Consider the following 19138-nt stretch of genomic DNA (forward strand, 5'->3'; position numbering starts at 1 on the left):
TTTAGAATAATCCGGTAATTTCACCGTTATCCTTGATATCCATATCCAGTGCTGCTGGATGACTAGGTAGCCCTGGCATTGTTAATACGTTTCCAGTTAAGGCAACGATAAACCCAGCCCCTAGTTTCACTTGAAATTCACGAATGTGGATCTTAAAGTTGGTTGGTGCTCCATGAATGGAGGCGTCATCAGTAAGTGAATACTGAGTCTTAGCCATACATACTGGGAGCTTATCCCAACCATTTTGGACAATTTGTTTGAGTTGTTTTTGGGCTTTACTGGAAAGCTCAATTCCATTGCCCCCGTAAATTTCAGTCACAATTTTATTGATTTTAGTTTCAATTGAATCTTCAACAGAGTAAAGCGGGTTAAACTGAGTTTCCTGATCAGCAGCAAGCACTACTAACTTTGCTAGGTCAACTGCGCCCTTACCACCTTGTGCCCATTCATAACAAGTAACGCTAGGGATTGCAAAGTTATCATCAACGTACTGCTTTAATTGGTTGATTTCTGCTTCGGTATCACTAGCAAAGTTATTAATGGCAACAATTACTTTTTTACCGTAACGACTCATTGCCTTAATGTGGCGGCCTAAGTTAGCAGAACCCTTTGCCAATGCAGCTAGATCCTCGGTTGCTAAATCGTTCTTATCAGCTCCACCGTTAAGCTTTAATGCCCGAATTGTTGCAACGATTACTACTACATCAGGGGCTTTGCCTAACCGTGGGGCAACGATGTCCATGAACTTTTCGCCCCCTAAGTCAGAACCAAATCCTGATTCGGTAACGGTATAATCAGCAGTATTAAGGCCCGCCTTAGTCGCAATAATACTATTACAACCATGGGCGATGTTGGCGAACGGGCCACCGTGGATGTATGCAGGGGTGTGTTCAATCGTTTGCACTAGGTTGGGTTTGATGGCATCCTTTAATAGCAACGTTAATGCTCCTTGAACCTTTAAATCACGAACGTAAACGGGTTTACGATCATAAGTGTACCCAATTAAAATCTTACTGATTCGTTCCTTGAGGTCTTGAATATTGCGACTCAGGCACAGAATGGCCATCAATTCACTAGCAACCGTAATGTCAAAGCCATCTTCACGTGGGACACCGGAAGTCCGGCCCCCTAATCCGATTACGGTGTGCCGTAGTTCACGGTCGTTAATGTCTAAGACCCGTTTCCATGTGATCTGCCGAGGGTCAATGTTTAATTGGTTTCCGTGGTGAATGTGATTATCAATTAATGCTGAAAGGGTATCATGGGCTTCGGTAAGGGCATGGAAGTCACCAGTAAAGTGTAGATTGATGTCTTCCATTGGAATTACTTGTGAGTATCCCCCACCGGTAGCGCCCCCCTTCATGCCCATTACGGGACCTAGGGATGGTTCTCTCAACGCAAGGGCCGTCTTATAATTTAATTCGCTTAAGGCGTCCCCTAGCCCAACTGCCATGGTTGTTTTTCCTTCCCCAGCCGCAGTTGGGTTAATGGAAGTTACTAAAACTAACTTTCCCTTGGTTGATTGATCAGCGACCGGTAACGTAATCTTGGCCTTGTAGTGTCCGTAAGGCTCGATTTGTTGGTCGGTTAAATTTAACTTACTAGCAATTTTACCAATTGGTAATAATTGGCTTTCTTGAGAAATTTCAATATCTGTTTTCAAAATTTTCCACCCCACTTATTGATATGCGTTTATTATACCATTGATTTCAATTACGGAATTGGCTGGAAGCATAAAAATACAGTGGCGTTGTTGATAATCAAAGCTTAACGTAAATTTATGCGCTCGCAGGTTATTAATTTCGTGCATGTCAATATCTAACCAATTCGGGTTCATAACGTGCCCGACCTTAAAATGACTGTTTTCAATTGTGATTTTTCGAAATATAATTTGAAACGTGCTAATAAACCCAAATAAAACAAAAAAGAATAGGGTAATCCAAGAAAATTGGGTAACTTCTAGCCAAAAAATAACCCCTAATAGTAATAATACAAACGTCCAACTCCAGCAAATGGTGGACGTTAGCGGGTTTGGCTGGTAAAAAAACGTTCTCTTTGGCGTTATCATTAAATTTAGATCCTTTCGAATGGAGTGTTAAACCAATGTATAAACTATATACCGATGCAGCAACATTAAACCATGGTGATCAAGAACATGATCAAAGTGCCGGTGGCATTTTGATTTTAAATCAGGGCCACCAAACACAGCTCAAGGTGCCGCTAGCGGATGCTCATGATAATCATACCGCTGAATTTTCAACCTGTATTGCAGGATTGAGGGCTTTGATTGAAAGAGTTCCGGATGATGATTTAAGTAAAACCATTGTTTTTTACTACACTGATAGCAAAATTTTAGCGGATAGTTTAGATAAACAATATGCTAAGCACTACCAGTCTTTTGTTGATACAATTTTACAACTAGAAGCCAACTTTCAGCTAGTAATGAACCAATGGATTCCAGAATCAGCAAATATGGGGGCTCATGAATTAGCCCAACAAGCACTCCATCAGAGTAAATAGTCCGTTAGTGGCTTAGTATACTCAGACCAATCGGGATGCGTTTGGTTAATTACGGCCGTGGCTAACAGTTTAGCAATCATGGGCCCCGTTGTTAACCCGGATGAACCGAGTCCACCCCCTATTAGTATCTGCTCAAATCTGGGAAGCGACCCTAAGTAAGGTGCGAAGTCATCAGTGTATGCCCGGGTCCCCACCCTTACTTCGTCAATATTGGAACGGTCCACTTCAGGAATTAACCGTTGAGCACTGGCTAATAGATCCTCAATTACCACTTCACTAGGAGCAAGGTCAAATCCCATATCATTTTCATGGGTCGCACCAATGATCACTTGGTTGTGGTTAATGGGAATTAGGTCCCGTTCTCCCTCTGGCATTAGAACCGGCATTTGATCAAAAGCAACTGGGTGGTTCAAATGGAGTCGAATTAATTGGCCCTTTTGGGGGCGGACCTTTAAGTTGAAACCAAGCGGGGCGATTGTGGATTGCATCCAGGCCCCAGTACAGATGATAACGCGGTCGAATTCTTGATTATTGATGTTGATTTTATTTTTGTTTTTAGTTAAAGTAACTTTTTGCTTTTTGCTAGAAAGGTTCCGTCCAGCGGCAATTTTTAATAAATGCTCCGCATAGCGCGCCCCATCAATCCGTGCCCCCCCGGTAATCAATAGTCCCGGCAAGGCATTATCGAGCATTGGAATCATTTCATTGACTTGCTCAGCAGTTAACTTCTTTAACGTTCCCATCATTGGTGCGTCCGTAATTCGCTGCCGCCCCAACTCCAGTAGCTCGGCAACCCGTTCATCCGTGTTTCTAGTAATGATGGTCCCGGATTGACAATAGGTCATTGCATCCATCTGGGTCTCAGTCGCAATTTGATTTACAACCGCTGCCCCACTTCGTGCCAAACGGTACCATTTCTTATTCCGACGCTTGGATAACCACGGTGAAATAATTCCAGCAGCAGCCTTAGTTGCTTGTCCAATGCCATCGTCAAACAGGGTCACAGAAAAATCGCGCCATCCCGGGGTGGTCGCTAAGTAGTACGCAACCGTACTGCCCATGATCCCCCCACCGATAATTGCCACTTGTGATTTAGGCATCTTGATGTCGCTTTCTAAAGTCGGGATGCCCCCAGTATTGGAAGTAATCCGTTCTTAGCGAACCATTATATAACTTCCGTTTCTTAGTCGCTTTTTCACCATAGTGCTGTTCAAATTCTAAGTCGCTAGTTAAGAAGTACTTCGACCACGTCTTCATTGGTTTAAATACCCGGCCCATTTGTTGGTACAAACGAATGATACTTTCCTTATCACTCATCCGTTCCCCATATGGGGGATTAGCAACGATTACCCCGTTCAAGAGATTGGTCTTAAAGTCTTGAACCGCTAGTTGTTTGGTGTGAATATCATAAGCTAGTCCCGCTTCTTGAGCGTTGTGTTTAGTTGCTTCGACCATGTTCCCATCAATATCGGAAGCATAAATTTGTAGTTCTGTATCATAATCAGCCTTCTCGTCGGCTTCATTTCGAACCTGTTCCGCTAATTCATCTGGCACCCAGTCCCAACTTTCACATTGGAAATCACGGTTAAAACCAGGGGCGATATTTCGGCCAATCAAAGCAGCTTCAATTGGGAGGGTCCCGGAACCACACATTGGGTCCCAAAATGGCATGTCTGGTTTCCAGCTAGTTAGCATAATCAACGCGGCCGCCATGTTTTCCTTTAACGGGGCGATTCCCTTTTCGATTCGGTACCCGCGCTTAAATAAGCTAGAGCCAGTCGTATCAAGGGTCAACATTACACGGTCCTTGTTAATCACCACTTCTAGTGGAAACTTAGCTCCGGTTTCTGGGAACCGAGTCCGCCGATGGTATACATCGGCTAACTTGCTAACCACCGCCTTTTTAGCGATTGATTGGGCATCTGGAACACTGTGGAGTTTCGAGTTTTTGGAGCGGCCTTCCATTGGGAATTCAGCATCCATTGGTAACAGGGTACCCCAGTCTAACGCCTTGGTCTTTTCAAATAATTCTTCGAATGTAAACGCCTTAAATTCACCAACAACGATTTTAATTCGATCTGCCGTCCGTAACCAAAGGTTTGCGTTCAAAATATCCTTTACAGCCCCTTGAAAACGGACCCGGCCATTTTCGACCTGGGTCTCATAACCCAAGTCCCGTAGTTCTCTTCCTACTAGTGCCTCAATTCCAGCTGCGCAAGTAGCGATTAGGTTAAATTTTTGCATGTTAGTCTCCTTTAAAAAATCGGTATAAAAAAGGGGTGAGAGTTAAACTCTCACCCCTTCCTGATGGTGCAAATCCCTGTAAGCCATGTTTTGTGCTCAATTAAAATTTCAGGACAAATCAATTGAGTAGTAATCATCTATCTGAGAAATAAAATTTCTCCCCCATGCTTGGTTCAATTTCCGTACATGAAGCTCCCCTACCGTAGTTTGGGTTTCCCGCTCGAGGGGTTTACCGCGTTCCACCAATTAGATTTCTCTAATTGTTTCGTCACTGTGGCACTTTACAGAGTATTAAAGCATCGCCGAAGCATTAGCTCGTTTCTCCGCCATAATTACCAAATGGTAATTCCTCGGCTTATTTTTTCGCCGAGCACGAACACTACAGACATCGCAGTCTGTGCGAGAGTGGACTTTCCTCAGCTGATACGAACCAGCCGCGATTACTCAGGATTTACACCAGGTTATTAATTAGAAACGATGGGAGTCAGAACTACCATTACCCATTTGAGTTCCAAAAACCCGCCGTTCTAGGTTTGATAAACGTTTCAGAATATCAATGGTTGTTGCGTTGTTCATTGATGGTGCTGGACTAGGCTGTGGTGTCCCTTGAAAACTATTATCGGGACTCACCGGTCCATTTGACGAAGTCGTTTCTTGACTCATTGCCAACTGACGATTGAGCTCGTCAACTTGACTTCTTAAGCGGTTATTTTCATCCTGGAGTTGTTGGGTCTCTTTATCAAACGTATCATAATCTTTGATCACATCATCTAAAAAGCTATCAACGTCGTTAGGATCATAACCACGCATTTTTTGTCTAAATTCCTTATTCAAAATCTGATTAGGAGTAAAATGAATTTGTTCCATCTTTTGTTACACCTCACGAATTTATCAAGCACGAATAACATTATACCAAATAATTAAATTATTGAAAACTATTATTTTGATTTTCCTGATATTCATTGGCAGCTTCTTGTAAATCATCAAAGTCAATCATTCTCAACTGATAATCATGGTCCTGCATATAATTATGAATGGCTTGATAATCATACTGCCCCTTGCCCTGTTTCTCTACATCATAAATCATTGCTGCCCCATCTGTATGCTTTAACATAAATTCTTGATAATTTCTTAATTGTTGCGGGGTGCGATAGGGCTGGTTACTAACCGTTGCTGCAAAGTCAGCCTTTGCTTGAACCGCTTTTAATTTTAACTGATTCCTTTCATTCCACTGATTCCCGAATTCAGTAAACGGAGTCATCAATGCAATTTGAAATTCGCTGGGATATTGAGCCTTTAACTCACTGGCGACTTCAATCGTCCACTGCTCAATTCCCATCTGTCCGCCGGTAATGATCCAATTATAACCGGATTCAATTGCCGATGTAATCAAGTCCCTTAAAACCACCTTGATAACGGTTAGCTTGGGGTCATTATCATCAAACACCCCCAGTTCATAGCTGCGGTATCCAGTTATCCAAAGTCGCTTCAAAGCACCACCTCCTCTAAAAACAATTTCAAAACGCCACCGTAATTGGTATAATAAAAGCTAGTGAGCTATTATTTATATTTTAACACATTAAATTTGTTAAAATAAAAGATTGAAAGGTGGTTATATGACCATTAACTATCCCGGTGGAATTCGTCCTAATCACCATTCCAGTGGTAACATTCGAACAGGATCCGGTATTAATTCATATGGTGATCGGGGAATGACGCTTGAAGCTGAACTTAATAAGAGTAACCAATATTACCTTGCTAATGACATTGCCGTCATTCATAAAAAGCCAACCCCGATTCAAATCGTAAATGTCGATTACCAAAAACGGACTGCTGCTGTGATTAAAGAAGCCTACTTTAGTAAGGCGTCGACCACCGATTACAATGGGGTTTATAAGGGTCGTTACATTGACTTTGATGCTAAGGAAACTAAAAACACGACGGCCTTTCCCTTAAGTAACTTCCATGAACACCAAGTTGAACATATGCGGAAATGCAATCAACTAGGGGGCATTTGTTTTGCAATTATTAAATTCGTTAAAACGGATGAAATTTTTTTATTCAAAGCAACTGATTTGTTTCAATTTTGGGATGCCCAGTTCAATGGTGGAAGAAAGTCAATTCCCAAGTTGAAAATTCAAGAGCTTGGGTACAATATTAAATATCGATTACAGCCATTGATTCCATATTTAGATGCTGTTGATCAGATAATTGATTAATGAAGGAGTTTTTTTCATGTCAGACAATAATCAAGGATCCCGAGTGAATCGGAACCATTCTAAGTACCGAGGCGGGAAACGCCACCTCATTCGGAAAATTATCCTAGGGGTGCTTGCGTTTTTTGTGGTAGTTTTTGCATTAGGAACCGGACTATTTTTCTACTATGCATCTAGTGCTCCGCAAATAACTTATAACGCTCTTTCTAGTGATAATTCAACCAAGATTTATGATTCCAGTGGAAAGGTCATTTCCCGACTAGGAATCCAAAATCGCGAATACGTTAAATCTAAGAACATCCCGACCCAACTTAAAGAAGCCGTCGTTTCCATTGAAGATCGCCGGTTCTATAAGGAAGGCGGTGTCGATCCCCTCCGGATCATTGGAGCAGCGTTTGGTAACCTAACTGATTCATCATTAGGGCTTCAAGGAGGCAGTACGTTAACTCAACAATTGGTTAAACTATCAGTCTTCTCCACGGCTGCAACTGATCGAACCCTAAAACGTAAAGCCCAAGAAGCCTACCTAGCAATTAAGGTTAATCAACAATATTCTAAGGATCAAATCTTAGAATTCTACATTAATAAAGTTTACATGGGGAATAACGTTTACGGGATGCAAACGGCTGCGGAATATTACTATGGTAAGAAGTTAAGTAAGCTCTCGCTCCCAGAATTTGCGTTGCTAGCTGGGATGCCACAGTCCCCTACTAACTACAATCCTTACCAATACCCTAAGTACGCTAAGGAACGCCGGAATCAAGTTCTCCAAGCAATGGTACGGAATAAGGAAATTTCCCAAGCAACTGCTGATAAGGCAAAGGCCGTTAGCATCAAACACGGGCTAGCTAAGACGCATCGAAATACCGACGTTACATCAGTTAATGAAAAGTACATCGATGCTTACCTAAAGCAAACCCTACAGGAATTAAAGGCCCGCGGCTACAACACTAATTCTGGATTAAAGGTTTACACGAACTTAAACCTTTCCAATCAAAAGTATCTCTATAACCTAGCTAACCACAATTCATCAATTGCCTTTCCAAATAATCAGTTCCAAGTGGGAGCTACCATGATGAATTCTAATAATGGGAAAGTTGTGGCCATGCTTGGAAATCGAAAGACCAAAGTTTCATTTGGTTTGAACCGGGCGGTGCAAACCGATCGTTCTAGTGGTTCCACCATGAAACCACTAATGGATTACGGTCCAGCAATTGAATACTTGCACTATCCCACCTATCAAACCGTTCAGGATACCCCATTCACCTATCCTGGAACTACAACTAAGCTAATGGACTTCGATGATCGTTATGAAGGTGACATTTCGATGCGGCGGGCTCTGGTTGAATCCAGAAACATCCCTGCCATTCGAACCCTGCAAGAAGTTGGAATCGATCGGGCGACTGAATTCTTAAAGGGCCTTGGCATTAGCCAAAAATCTCAGTATCAACTGCAAAACGGAATCGGCGCCTACATTTCATCTGAACAAGAAGCCGCCGCTTATGCTGCCTTTGCTAATGGTGGAACCTACTACAAACCTTACTACATTAATAAAATTGTAGAAGCTAATGGTGACGTTCATAATTACTCCAGTAAGGGTACCAAGGCAATGTCTTCAGCAACTGCCTTTATGATCACCGACATGTTAAAAGGCGTTATGACGGATTCAAATGGTTCAGGAACCGCAGCTAAGGTCGATGGGCTTTATGAAGCCGGAAAGACTGGGACGACCCAGTATCCAGATAACTACCTTAGTTCCGTGCCTAGCTATTCATCGATGGATTCTTGGTTCACTGGTTACACCAAGAACTTCTCCCTTTCGATTTGGACCGGGTATGATAAGCCCCTAGAGCCTAATCACTACGTCTCGGAGCAGCAGTCCCAGATTGCCCAACAAATATATAAGTATGAAATGGCCTATGCTTCGCAAAACAAGCCGAACGTTGACTGGACGAAACCAAATGACGTGGGTGAAGTTAGCCGGGATGGAAAGACCGAATACTATGTTGCGGGCTACAGTAACGGGGTGATGAACAGTAGTAGCGCCTCTAGTAGTTCCTCCTCATCGATCAGAACTAATTCAAGTAGCACTAGTGAATCCAGTGATAAGGATAGTTCTAACCGGACTAATAACTCCTCTGGAAGAGCCTCTAGCGATATTGAAAGTAAACCGAGTGATGACAGCACCAAGTCATCGTCATCCAGTAGTTCTGATAGCTCTAGTTCAAGTTCTAGCTCTAGCAACCAAAATAATGATAATAATCAAAACGATAATAATAACAATAATAACCAGACCAATGCAACCAACGATAATAACAACAATAATAATAATAATTAAGGTTGGTTCCAAAAAGGATGCTCGAATTCAAAATCGAGCATCCTTTTTTGATTCTATTTAATTTTAAATATGGGAATTTCAGGGCCGTCATCGTCATCACCACTAGGTGGTTGGGGATTACGTTTCCCCTGGTAGCGATTGAGCTCTTTTTCAACGTCGGCAGCCGTTTTCACGTGGCGTTTTTCCCAGTTGATCAAAATGCGGTCAATGTATTTTAAATTATAAACCTGATTCAACACCGCTTCTCGCAGGGCTAACTCAATTAGTTCCGGAGAATAATGACTTTGGTCCAGCCAGCCGCTAATGGTTTCCAATTCAATTGGTGATAGCTCCCGGCCAAACTCTCGTTCGATACTTGCGTAAACGTGAGCTCGGTTATTAACGGTCATGCTATTCGTTCCGTGACTTTGATCATCGGACTGACTACTATCCGTAACGGGTTGATAAACATCGTTCTCGGTACTTAATTCGGCCAATTTAGCGTACATTAGATCGAAGTTATACTGGTCGAAGTCCTTGCCGTTTTGATCCTGACCAGTTTTAATCGTCATTAGCTTTTTTTGAATCAGATTATGCAAAATTTGGTAAATTTCATTCGCAGCAATGTTAGTGGCCGCACTAATCTGTTCAATATCTGGGGCGTTAATTCCGCGATCAAAGAACCGCTTAAACTGCAGGTAGAGGACTAGTTCATCTGAATTCAAGCCGATTTTGGCGTAGTTATCAAGCAGATAGTTAGCAATCGTTGTCTGACCACCGTTAATCAACCGTTGGGCAAATTTATCAATGGACATTTAATCCCTCCTCGTTAAATTGAATTAAAAAAGTAGCCTCACTTAGTGGCTACTTTTTTTATGATTATGGGTGAAGCCGGTTCAATAATCTTGGGAATGGAATCGTTTCACGAACGTGGTCTTCAAGGGTCAACCAAGTTAGAATCCGTTCGAGTCCTAACCCAAATCCAGAATGGGGAACACTTCCGTACTTTCTTAAGTCGAGGTACCATGAGTATTCCTTTGGATCTAATCCCGCAGCCTTGATTTTTTCAAGCAGGTAATTATAATCGGTCGCTCTTTCAGAACCACCAATGATTTCACCATAACCTTCGGGCGCTAATAAGTCCGCACAGATTACCACGTCATCCCGAGTTGGATGGGGCTTCATGTAAAATGGTTTCAATGCCTTAGGATAGTTTAGTACAAATACTGGTTGATCGAAGTGATCAGCAAGGTAGGTTTCTTCTGGCGAACCAAAGTCAGCCCCCCACTTGATATCAAAGTCAGCCTTTTGCAATAGTTCAATTGCTTCATCGTAACTAATCCGTGGGTATGGAACCTTCGTGTAACGCTTTAGAGTTTCAACGTCACGATCCAAGATTGACAGTTCGTATTGACAATGATCCAGAACGCTTTGCACTAAGTAAGCAATGTAACGTTCTTGGATGTCTAGACTTTCCTCTTGATGCATAAATGCCATTTCTGGTTCAATCATCCAAAATTCAGTTAAGTGCCGTCTCGTCTTGGACTTTTCAGCCCGGAAAGTAGGTCCGAATGAGTAAACCTTACCAAAGGCTTCGGCACCGGCTTCTTCGTATAATTGACCACTTTGGGAAAGATATGCGTTCGTATCAAAGTAGTCGATATGGAATAGCTCAGTGGTCCCTTCAGGTGCGCTCCCGGTCAAAATGGGGGCGTCGAACTTAACGAACCCTTCCTTTCCGAAGAATTCGTAGGTTGCTCTGATTACCTCATCCCGAATTCTTAGGACCGCAAATGGACGCTTAGAACGTAACCAAAGGTGTCTGTGGTCAAGCAAAAACTCAATTCCGTGTTCCTTAGGAGTAATCGGGTAATCTTCAGTTTCTGAAATCACTTGAATATCTTCAATTTCCATTTCATAGCCGAACTTGGAACGTTCATCCTTATGGATAATTCCAATTACGTACATGCTAGTTTCTTGGCGTAATTTTTTAGCCTCTTCAAATAGTTCTTCTGAGACGTTCTTTTTCAAAACGACCCCTTGGAAAAATGCGGTTCCATCCCGCAATTGCAAGAATGCAATCTTCCCACTAGAACGTTTATTGGTTAGCCAAACCCCAATTTTAACCTTTTCATCGACATGCTTTTTCGCATCGATAATATTAATTTGTTGCATTTGAAACTCCCCCGTCTTTATTAGTTAATATCCTATACGTTCGTAATCGTTTGAATTACCTTTCCATTACTATAATTCAAAGTGTAGTAGCATAGTTTATCAGATTGGTTTAGATAACTAACAATCCATACCGGCTGATTATTAAATAGTGATGGTGCTGCATTCAGGATCTTCTTAGGATTCCCTGCGGACTTGACCCGGTTAATAGCGTCCGCTTGAGCAATGCCTTGATTAGCCTTTAAAACGGTCGTCTTCCCGTCATCCTTACTAATAATAACATAAAGGCTAGCATTGCGGTTGTTGGTTCCTTGAACTGTGTAATAAGTCCGATTCAATTCGGACGTGTAGAACTTATCAACCCTTTGAATTCCAGCAGTCTTTTCAGCAAGTGCGATTGACTGACTCTTAGCCCGGCTCAGTGGTCGCTGAGCCCGAAATAGTAGAATACAAAGAATCACAAGTAGTAGGGCCAACACCCCCAGGCTAATCTTTCTAACCTTCCGGCGATGCTGGTGTCGTAACAATTCTCTTTGCATGGCGAACTTCCTTTTTCCGTTTACATTAACAATAACATTATATCAAATCCAAAATAAAATTGATTTATTTTTTAACAAAATTTTTAAAGAAATTAGCCATCGCAAATAGCAACCGGCGGCTCCTGAGCGATTGAAAGTCAAATTGGGTTGCTAAGCTATTCAAAATAACCTTGCCGAACGGGCGATTCACAATCCGTGAATCTAGAATTGCTATGAACTGACCAGCAACGGGCAACGCTAATTCTTGGTTGAGCTTCAAAATGGCGTTCGGCAAGATAAATTGATTGAACGGATCGTTATTTGCCTGTCCAATTTGATTTAATATAAAGCGGTTGCGTGCGGAATCAGCTTGAATCAACGGCAAATCCGCAATCATCACTGCATCAAATTGCTCAACCACCAAATGGCTGCTCTTGAGCGGTTCAATCGAACCTAATACCATTAACTGACCATCATTTAATATATTTTTGATTAACTTTGCCTGATTGCCACTAATCGATTCCGCCATAATGTTGAAGCGTTCGTTAACGTGATGTTCAGTCAATGCAAAGTAAACCCGCCTTAAAAGTGATCCCGAATTGAACAACAGGTAGGTTTTCTTCGGGCCGTCACTTAGCAACTTTAAAATCAAATTCACATAGTAATCAACGGTTGGTCGATCATAACTACCGGTCAACACTGGTGAATCATTAACTAACGTCAAGGGGTACTTAGGCTGTTGGTGCCCTAATTGAATCAACCGTTTATTGGGGCTCACCATCCCCAACTTAGCAAACGTAAAGTCCGTGATTCGCCGATCAACGTTTAAGTTATCAACCAACAATACCGGTGGAAAATACTTATACAGCAATTCATCCAAATCATTTTCAGGGGTCAAAAGTTCCTCCGTAAAAAAGGCATTGTTAACATCATGAACCTGATTAGCGTAGACTGTAATCAAGAGTTGGTCGCTATGTTCTTTCAGATGGTCCAAAAATTCGTGGTACTTTTTAATTTCACGGGTCATCTCTAACACCAGTGATTGAAAATGGTCAATCACCGATTGCTCAACTAGTGAATAACCATGCTGGGGGCCCGCAATAATTCGGTTCGCATTTTCAAAGCAGGCCTTCCACGCCTTTTTAATACTAGTAAGTCGTTGGGTCTCAAAATTGTACTCATCCCGTAGTTTGCCACTATCCAGGGTTCCATGAAGGTGGTTATCATTACTACTCATGAATTCTCGCCCTAAAAATCGGGTCGAAATTCGCTTTTGAATTGCCCCCAACGTATCGGTCATCGTGTTCAGATCACTACTAATGTGCTTTAGCGACCTCTTAAAATCCTTTTGATTGCCAACGATGTCAGTTACGCTTAGCGTATGGGTGGTTTTGATTGTTCCCTGAATTTTTCTGATTAAGACGTTAATGTGGTTCAAAGCAATCGTAATCTTATTTGCTTTTAAAAAACTGTTGTTCAATTCCAAAGCGTTATCAATTACCAATAACGGCTTTTGATTCTGCTGACTAATCTGCTTAGCGTGGCGCAATAGGTAGTCGTGGGTAGTAATTAATAGGTTGGAGTATTTATTGTAATTTCTAGCTCGCCTTAAAAAGTCCACCCGGTAAAATGGTTGGCTAGGCCGAATGGATTTGATTCCCTGGTGGTTAATCTCATTTGCAAATGGTGAATCTTGAATCGATAGTAACTCGCTCAAATCCCCCGTTTGCGTGATCGTTAACCAGACCAATAACTGTGCCTTCATGAATTGAAACTGGGTTGATTGGTCCACGACCTTCAGCGTAACAAAGAAGCGGTTCAAGTCAATGTAGTTATTGGCTGACTTTAGAATCGAATAGCTGACTTCAAACGGTGCTAACTGCTTAATGACTGGAATGGTTTTATTTACGAAGTCCACTTCGCTTTCCTGACTTCCCAGACTGACAATGACCTTTTGATTTTGGTTATGGCTCAAGTACGTTAACGGTAATCCGTACCCGAATTTCTTTCCGATTCCTTTATTGGTCGCAATAAAGAGGTTATCGGGGGCTGCGCCCTGATAGTTATCGTAGATTAAGTTCATTAACCGCACTTGTTCTGGAATGAATTTAATTTGGTGGTCAAACTCAGCTAGTTTTTGGTGATCATTAAACGGAAATGAATATTGGTGCTTATCCAATTGCTTATGGTGGCGGTTAAATCTTCTTAACACTAACCCGTGGTTAGACATTAAGTAACTGGGTAGAATCTTTTTTTGGTGGACTTGCGACTGATAAACAGCTTGAATTAATTGACTAGTGTTTAGCGGCAACTGGAGATTTAGGCCCATGATTGACTTAAGGGTCTGAAGTGGGAGGGTCTTAAGCATTTTAATCAACACTAAAAACAAGTGGGCAGTGGCAATTGCGTCACTGCTGGCGGCATGGGGATGATCGTGGACGATGTTAAAGTAGCTTGTCAAATCCCGGAGTCGATAGCTCGGCACCATTGGCAATAATAACTGGCTTAGTGTTACTGTATCTACCGCCTTGATTTGTAATTTAGCGTGCCCCACCCGTTCGAATTCACGGTTCAAAAACGGAAAGTCGAAGTTCACATTATGGGCAACAAAGACGGTCCCGGAAAGCAACTTATATATCTTATCAGCCAGTTGCGCAAACGTAGGGGCCGACTTAAGTTCATCGTTCGTGATCCCAGTAAGCTTCGTAATCCTAGTGGGTACCTTGGTCTCGGAATTAACATCGGTCGAATATACCCGAATGATTTTATTATTTTGTACGAGGGTACAACTGAATTGGATAATTCGGTTGTCATCGTGGGTACTATTTCCGGTCGTTTCCAAGTCGACGACCGAAAAGACAGTATTAGAATTCATCAAATTCACCAATCTTATTCGTTCAAATTTTAAACTAACATTATGATACTACATTTAAAAGATTAATTCTAAGTTTAAAGAACCAATTAATTATTAACTAACCTGCTTGTTTTTCATGTTGTTAGCAAATAAATTATGCTATTATGAAGACTGATTTTAGAAAGCGAGCGATAACATTGAAAAAAGAAGCGACCGGAAGTAGTCATGCTAAGATTATTTTGATTGGTGAACACAGCGTGGTCTATGGCCACCCCGCAATTGCGTTCCCCATTGACAGCATTCCAATGACGGTAACTACTAAATCAATTCACGATGGAATTCGAATTAATAGTGAATTTTATAAGGGGAGCTTGAAGGAAGCCCCCGTCAATTTATTAGGCATTAAGCGGCTGATTGAGGCCATCTGCAATCAATTTGCAAACCAACCAGCCCACTTCCAAATTAACTTTACCAGCGAAATTCCTTCTGAACGGGGGATGGGCTCATCCGCTGCGGTTTCAATTGCACTGATCAAGAGTCTCTACAACTACTTTGATGCCCCCCTTACTAAACGCGAAATGTTTGAGTTGAGCGACATTGAAGAAACGATTACCCACGGTAACCCTAGTGGCATCGATACCGCAACCGTTAGTTCTGAGTCACCAGTGTGGTTCATTCATAAGCAAACCCCCGATTCAATTACAATGAACCTCAATGGCTACATGATCATTGCCGATAGTGGCATTCGGGGGCAAACCGACGTTGCCGTCAACTCCGTTCGGCAAATGGTCAACCGGGATCAAAATGCGAAGGATGCCATCGTTAACCTTGGCAAACTAACGGAACAAACTAAGGTCACCTTAGAACAAGATGACATTACCCACCTGGGCAGCCTCCTTAACCAAGCCCAACGTCAGCTAGACTATCTTGGCATCAACATCCCCCGGACTGAACATCTAATTCAAGTGGCTAACCAAAATGGTTCACTTGGCACTAAGATTACCGGGAGCGGACTGGGTGGTTGCATCATCGCCCTAGCTGATGACCACGCTGCTGCCCTCAAGATTGCAAACGCCCTTTCAAATGCGGGCGCCGTTAACACCTGGATCGAAACTTTTTAGGAGTGAATTACATGTCTGATCAGCTTGTATGGGCGCGGGCTCATACTAACATCGCACTAGTTAAATACTGGGGGAAAGCGGACGCGAAACTAATCATCCCCCAAAATAGCAGTCTCTCATTGACGCTAGACCATTTCTACACCGATACCGGAGTCCAATTTGACAGCCAACTATCCGCAGACCAACTCTTTATCGACGACGTATTAGCGCCCGTTGATGAAAAGGTCGCTAACTGTCTAGCGGTCGTCCGTCAATTAGCCGGAATCAAAACCCACGCATTGATTCGCTCCTACAACCACGTTCCCAACGCCGCTGGATTAGCATCATCGGCATCGGCGTTTGCCGCGCTGGCGACGGCCGCTTGTAAAGCGGCTGGGTTAACGCTATCCAAAGCCGAGTTATCAATGGTTGCCAGACGAGGGTCTGGTTCTGCAACCCGCTCCATCTTCGGTGGATTCGTGGAATGGCATGCTGGTGATTCAGACACAACCTCATTTGCCCAGCCAATTGAAGATCCCGTGCAAATGGATATTAAAATGATTACCGTGGTTTTGAATCGGCACCCCAAAAAAATTAGCAGTCGCATGGGGATGCAGTCATCCGTAAATACATCCCCCTACTATGCAGCCTGGAAGCAACAAGCCGCTAAGGACCTCGTGAATATTAAGGCGGCCATTTTACAAGCTAATTTCAATATGGTCGGACATATCGCAGAAACCAATGCGATGCGCATGCACGCCCTAACGCTTAGTGCTGATCCAAGCTTTACCTATTTTAATGCGGATAGCTTGGAAGCCATGCATATCGTCAAATCCTTACGGGAAAACGGCACTAACTGTTATTTCACCATGGATGCCGGCCCCAACGTCAAAATCATCTGTCAATCTAAGGATGAAGCTACCATCATCAACGCCTTGTATCGCCACTTTACTGAAGATAAAATTGTCGTATGTAAACCGGGGCCAGGTGTTACAATTATTAAAGACCCCAGATAAAGAAGGGAAATGATTTTTTGATAACCGTTAAAGCTCCTGGAAAACTTTATATTGCCGGTGAATACGCCGTTGTCGAACCTGGGCACCCTGCAATCTTAATTGCGGTCGATCAATTTATTCAAGTCCAAGCTCACCTTCAGTCCCACTTTAGCTCCGCTTGGTCAGACCAAAGCCCCGCAGGTGAACTGGAGTGGCACCATAATGGGAACCAAGTGGAATTTAGTCCATTTGACCGCCGGTTCAGCTACGTTGCCTCAGCAATTCAAACCACTGAGGAATACCTTCGGGCCCAAGCGGTGCCAATTAGGAATTACCACTTAAAGATCACCAGTGAACTAGATAGTGATAACGGTCAAAAATACGGATTAGGTTCTTCAGCAGCCGTGACGGTGGCAGTGGTCAAAGCCATCTGCAAGGTCGTTGGATACCATGTGGATTTAATCACCATTTTTAAACTCGCTGCCATCGCTCACCTATCCGTTCAGGGAAACGGCTCCCTCGGTGACGTCGCCGCTAGTGTTTACCAAGGATGGATTGCCTACCAATCATTTGACCGTAAGTGGCTCTTAAATCACCTTGCCCACCACACAATCGCCGATACGGTAGCGATTGAATGGCCCCACTTAAAAATTGAGGCCCTTAACCCCCCCGCTGAATTACAAGTATTGATCGGCTGGACGGGGCGGCCGGCTTCAACCGCCCATTTAGTTGGTAAGGTGGCTAATAAACGGGTTGACGAATCAACGTTTTATAACCACTTTTTGACCGCTAGTAATGAATGCGTTAATAAAATGATTCAGGCCTTTAGAAACCACGACCTGCAATCGATTCAAGAACAAATTCATCATAACCGCCAATTATTGGTTGCCCTCGCTAACCACACTAACGTAAATATCGAGACCCCCCAGCTAAAACAAATGTGTGACATTGTTAATCAGCTAGGTGGAGCCGCTAAGTCTTCCGGAGCTGGTGGTGGTGATTGTGGAATTGCGATTGTTAACCATCAAACGGACCTAAAGCAAATTATTGCCCGGTGGCACCAATTTGCCATTGATAAATTACCACTACGGGTGAGTTACAACCAACAGGAGGAATCCCATGATCAGCCGTCATTCACATCGTAAGAACGAACACGTTTCGCTGGCGGAAAAATTCTTCCAGTCAACCGCAACCGCGGGCTTTGATCAAGTTCGCTTCATCCATCACGGACTACCGGAAATTAGTGCCCATCAAGTAGTGACTAATTCCACCCTCTTCAATGGACACATTAAAATGCAGTGGCCCTTTTACATCGAAGCAATGACCGGTGGGAGCCCCGAAACGGGAAAGCTAAACCAACAACTAGCAATGATTGCCGAACAAACCGGCCTTGCGATGGCTAGTGGCTCGGCTAGCGTTGCCTTAAAGGATCCAACGACCCAGAAGAGTTTTACCGTCATTAGGGACCACCTTAAATCTGGCAACGTGTTTGCAAACATTGGCGCTGGTCACCCCCTCGCGGATGCGGAAGAAGTGATTCAACTCTTGGACGCAGACGCCCTAGAAGTCCACATTAACGTTGCCCAAGAAATGATTATGCCTGAAGGCGACCGGGACTTTAACTGGCAAACAGACTTAAGGTCCATTGTCAACCACGCTTCTAAGCCGGTCATCATAAAGGAAGTCGGCTTTGGAATGGATCAAAAAACGATTCAAACCCTAGTTGAACAAGTTGGGGCCCAGGCCATCAACATCAGTGGTCGTGGCGGCACTAACTTTGCGTTAATTGAAAACTTCCGGCGAAAGCATAAGGATTTAGATTACCTGGCAGCATGGGGCCAAACGACCGTTGAGTCGTTATTGGAAGCCCAGACCCTTAAAAAGCAAGTTAGCATCATTGCCTCCGGTGGCATTCGGACCCCGCTAGACATTACCAAGGCCATCGCCCTGGGTGCCGATGCCGTTGGGGTTGCTGGGACGATTTTGAACCAGTTAATTAAACACGGTCCAGAACAGACGGTGGAAATGATTCAGGATTGGCAAACTGGCATTGTTACGATCATGACGATGCTGGGGTGTCGCAACATTGCTGAGCTTCAATCGGAACGGTTGCTGCTTTCAAGTGACTTAATGAACTACATCCACCAAAGAAACATTAAATATTAAAAAATGGCTCCATCATTTCATTTGAAGTGATGAAGC

Annotated in this window: 17 protein-coding genes and 1 other RNA gene; 7 read left to right on the plus strand and 11 right to left on the minus strand. The window is 43.1% G+C overall.

The genetic code is table 11. The features are described 5' to 3' along the window. Window position 1: 1 nt before the first annotated feature. Window positions 2–1663, minus strand: a complete 1662-nt coding sequence (locus tag HZL42_RS04360; protein WP_219054452.1) for a formate--tetrahydrofolate ligase — start codon at window positions 1661–1663, stop codon at window positions 2–4. A 15-nt stretch (window positions 1664–1678) separates the two neighbouring features. Next, window positions 1679–2068: an EbsA family protein gene (locus HZL42_RS04365; protein WP_219054453.1), complete on the minus strand. Its 390-nt coding sequence runs from the start codon at window positions 2066–2068 to the stop codon at window positions 1679–1681. A gap of 35 nt (window positions 2069–2103) precedes the next feature. Here HZL42_RS04365 and HZL42_RS04370 point away from each other — a divergent pair, with 35 nt between their 5' ends. After that, window positions 2104–2520, plus strand: coding sequence for a ribonuclease HI family protein (locus HZL42_RS04370; RefSeq protein WP_219054454.1), 417 nt, complete (start codon window positions 2104–2106; stop codon window positions 2518–2520). Here HZL42_RS04370 and HZL42_RS04375 read toward each other — a convergent pair. The 5 genes from HZL42_RS04375 to HZL42_RS04395 form a co-directional block, all read right to left on the minus strand. Then, window positions 2508–3620, minus strand: a complete 1113-nt coding sequence (locus HZL42_RS04375; protein ID WP_219054455.1) for an FAD-binding oxidoreductase — start codon at window positions 3618–3620, stop codon at window positions 2508–2510. The two genes, HZL42_RS04370 and HZL42_RS04375, sit on opposite strands and share 13 nt — an antisense overlap. Then, on the minus strand, window positions 3613–4764 hold the full coding sequence (locus HZL42_RS04380) for a class I SAM-dependent RNA methyltransferase (RefSeq protein WP_219054456.1): 1152 nt from the start codon (window positions 4762–4764) through the stop codon (window positions 3613–3615). Before HZL42_RS04380 ends, HZL42_RS04375 begins: the two co-directional genes overlap by 8 nt. A gap of 74 nt (window positions 4765–4838) precedes the next feature. Continuing rightward, window positions 4839–5216: RNase P RNA component class B (rnpB, locus tag HZL42_RS04385), an RNA gene on the minus strand. A 16-nt stretch (window positions 5217–5232) separates the two neighbouring features. Further along, entirely contained in the window at window positions 5233–5631 is a 399-nt protein-coding gene (gene gpsB / locus HZL42_RS04390) for a cell division regulator GpsB (RefSeq protein ID WP_219054457.1), read from the minus strand. A 58-nt stretch (window positions 5632–5689) separates the two neighbouring features. Further along, window positions 5690–6256 (minus strand): DUF1273 domain-containing protein, encoded by a 567-nt coding sequence (locus tag HZL42_RS04395; protein WP_219054458.1) that lies wholly within the window; start codon window positions 6254–6256, stop codon window positions 5690–5692. Between the two features lie 124 nt (window positions 6257–6380). Between HZL42_RS04395 and recU the strand changes: the two genes are divergently transcribed. Continuing rightward, entirely contained in the window at window positions 6381–6983 is a 603-nt protein-coding gene (gene recU, locus HZL42_RS04400) for a Holliday junction resolvase RecU (protein WP_219054459.1), read from the plus strand. A 16-nt stretch (window positions 6984–6999) separates the two neighbouring features. Continuing rightward, window positions 7000–9318, plus strand: coding sequence for a PBP1A family penicillin-binding protein (locus tag HZL42_RS04405; RefSeq protein WP_219054460.1), 2319 nt, complete (start codon window positions 7000–7002; stop codon window positions 9316–9318). 53 nt (window positions 9319–9371) lie between these two features. On the opposite strand, the gene HZL42_RS04410 is transcribed toward HZL42_RS04405, so the two are convergent. The 4 genes from HZL42_RS04410 to HZL42_RS04425 form a co-directional block, all read right to left on the minus strand. Further along, window positions 9372–10112, minus strand: a complete 741-nt coding sequence (locus HZL42_RS04410) for a DnaD domain-containing protein (protein WP_219054461.1) — start codon at window positions 10110–10112, stop codon at window positions 9372–9374. Between the two features lie 64 nt (window positions 10113–10176). Further along, window positions 10177–11472: an asparagine--tRNA ligase gene (asnS, locus tag HZL42_RS04415; protein WP_219054462.1), complete on the minus strand. Its 1296-nt coding sequence runs from the start codon at window positions 11470–11472 to the stop codon at window positions 10177–10179. Window positions 11473–11504: 32 nt separating this feature from the next. Then, window positions 11505–12008 (minus strand): DUF5590 domain-containing protein, encoded by a 504-nt coding sequence (locus HZL42_RS04420; RefSeq protein WP_219054463.1) that lies wholly within the window; start codon window positions 12006–12008, stop codon window positions 11505–11507. A 64-nt stretch (window positions 12009–12072) separates the two neighbouring features. After that, a complete protein-coding gene (locus HZL42_RS04425) occupies window positions 12073–14862 on the minus strand; it encodes an exonuclease domain-containing protein (RefSeq protein ID WP_219054464.1) in 2790 nt (929 codons plus the stop codon). Window positions 14863–15038: 176 nt separating this feature from the next. On the opposite strand from HZL42_RS04425, the gene mvk reads away from it, so the two are divergent. Genes mvk through fni form a run of 4 tightly spaced genes read left to right on the plus strand, consistent with a single transcriptional unit; the run spans window position 15039 to window position 19102 of the window. Then, window positions 15039–15962, plus strand: a complete 924-nt coding sequence (gene mvk / locus HZL42_RS04430; protein WP_219054465.1) for a mevalonate kinase — start codon at window positions 15039–15041, stop codon at window positions 15960–15962. An 11-nt stretch (window positions 15963–15973) separates the two neighbouring features. Continuing rightward, window positions 15974–16957 (plus strand): diphosphomevalonate decarboxylase, encoded by a 984-nt coding sequence (mvaD, locus tag HZL42_RS04435; RefSeq protein WP_219054466.1) that lies wholly within the window; start codon window positions 15974–15976, stop codon window positions 16955–16957. A gap of 17 nt (window positions 16958–16974) precedes the next feature. Further along, complete coding sequence (locus HZL42_RS04440; RefSeq protein WP_219054467.1) at window positions 16975–18081, plus strand: phosphomevalonate kinase; 1107 nt, start codon at window positions 16975–16977, stop codon at window positions 18079–18081. Beyond that, window positions 18056–19102: a type 2 isopentenyl-diphosphate Delta-isomerase gene (fni, locus tag HZL42_RS04445; protein WP_219054468.1), complete on the plus strand. Its 1047-nt coding sequence runs from the start codon at window positions 18056–18058 to the stop codon at window positions 19100–19102. The genes HZL42_RS04440 and fni overlap by 26 nt, the downstream gene beginning before the upstream one ends. The last annotated feature ends 36 nt before the right edge of the window (window positions 19103–19138 follow it).

It is taken from the genome of Lactobacillus sp. Sy-1 (assembly GCF_019303535.1).
Lineage (GTDB): Bacteria > Bacillota > Bacilli > Lactobacillales > Lactobacillaceae > Nicoliella.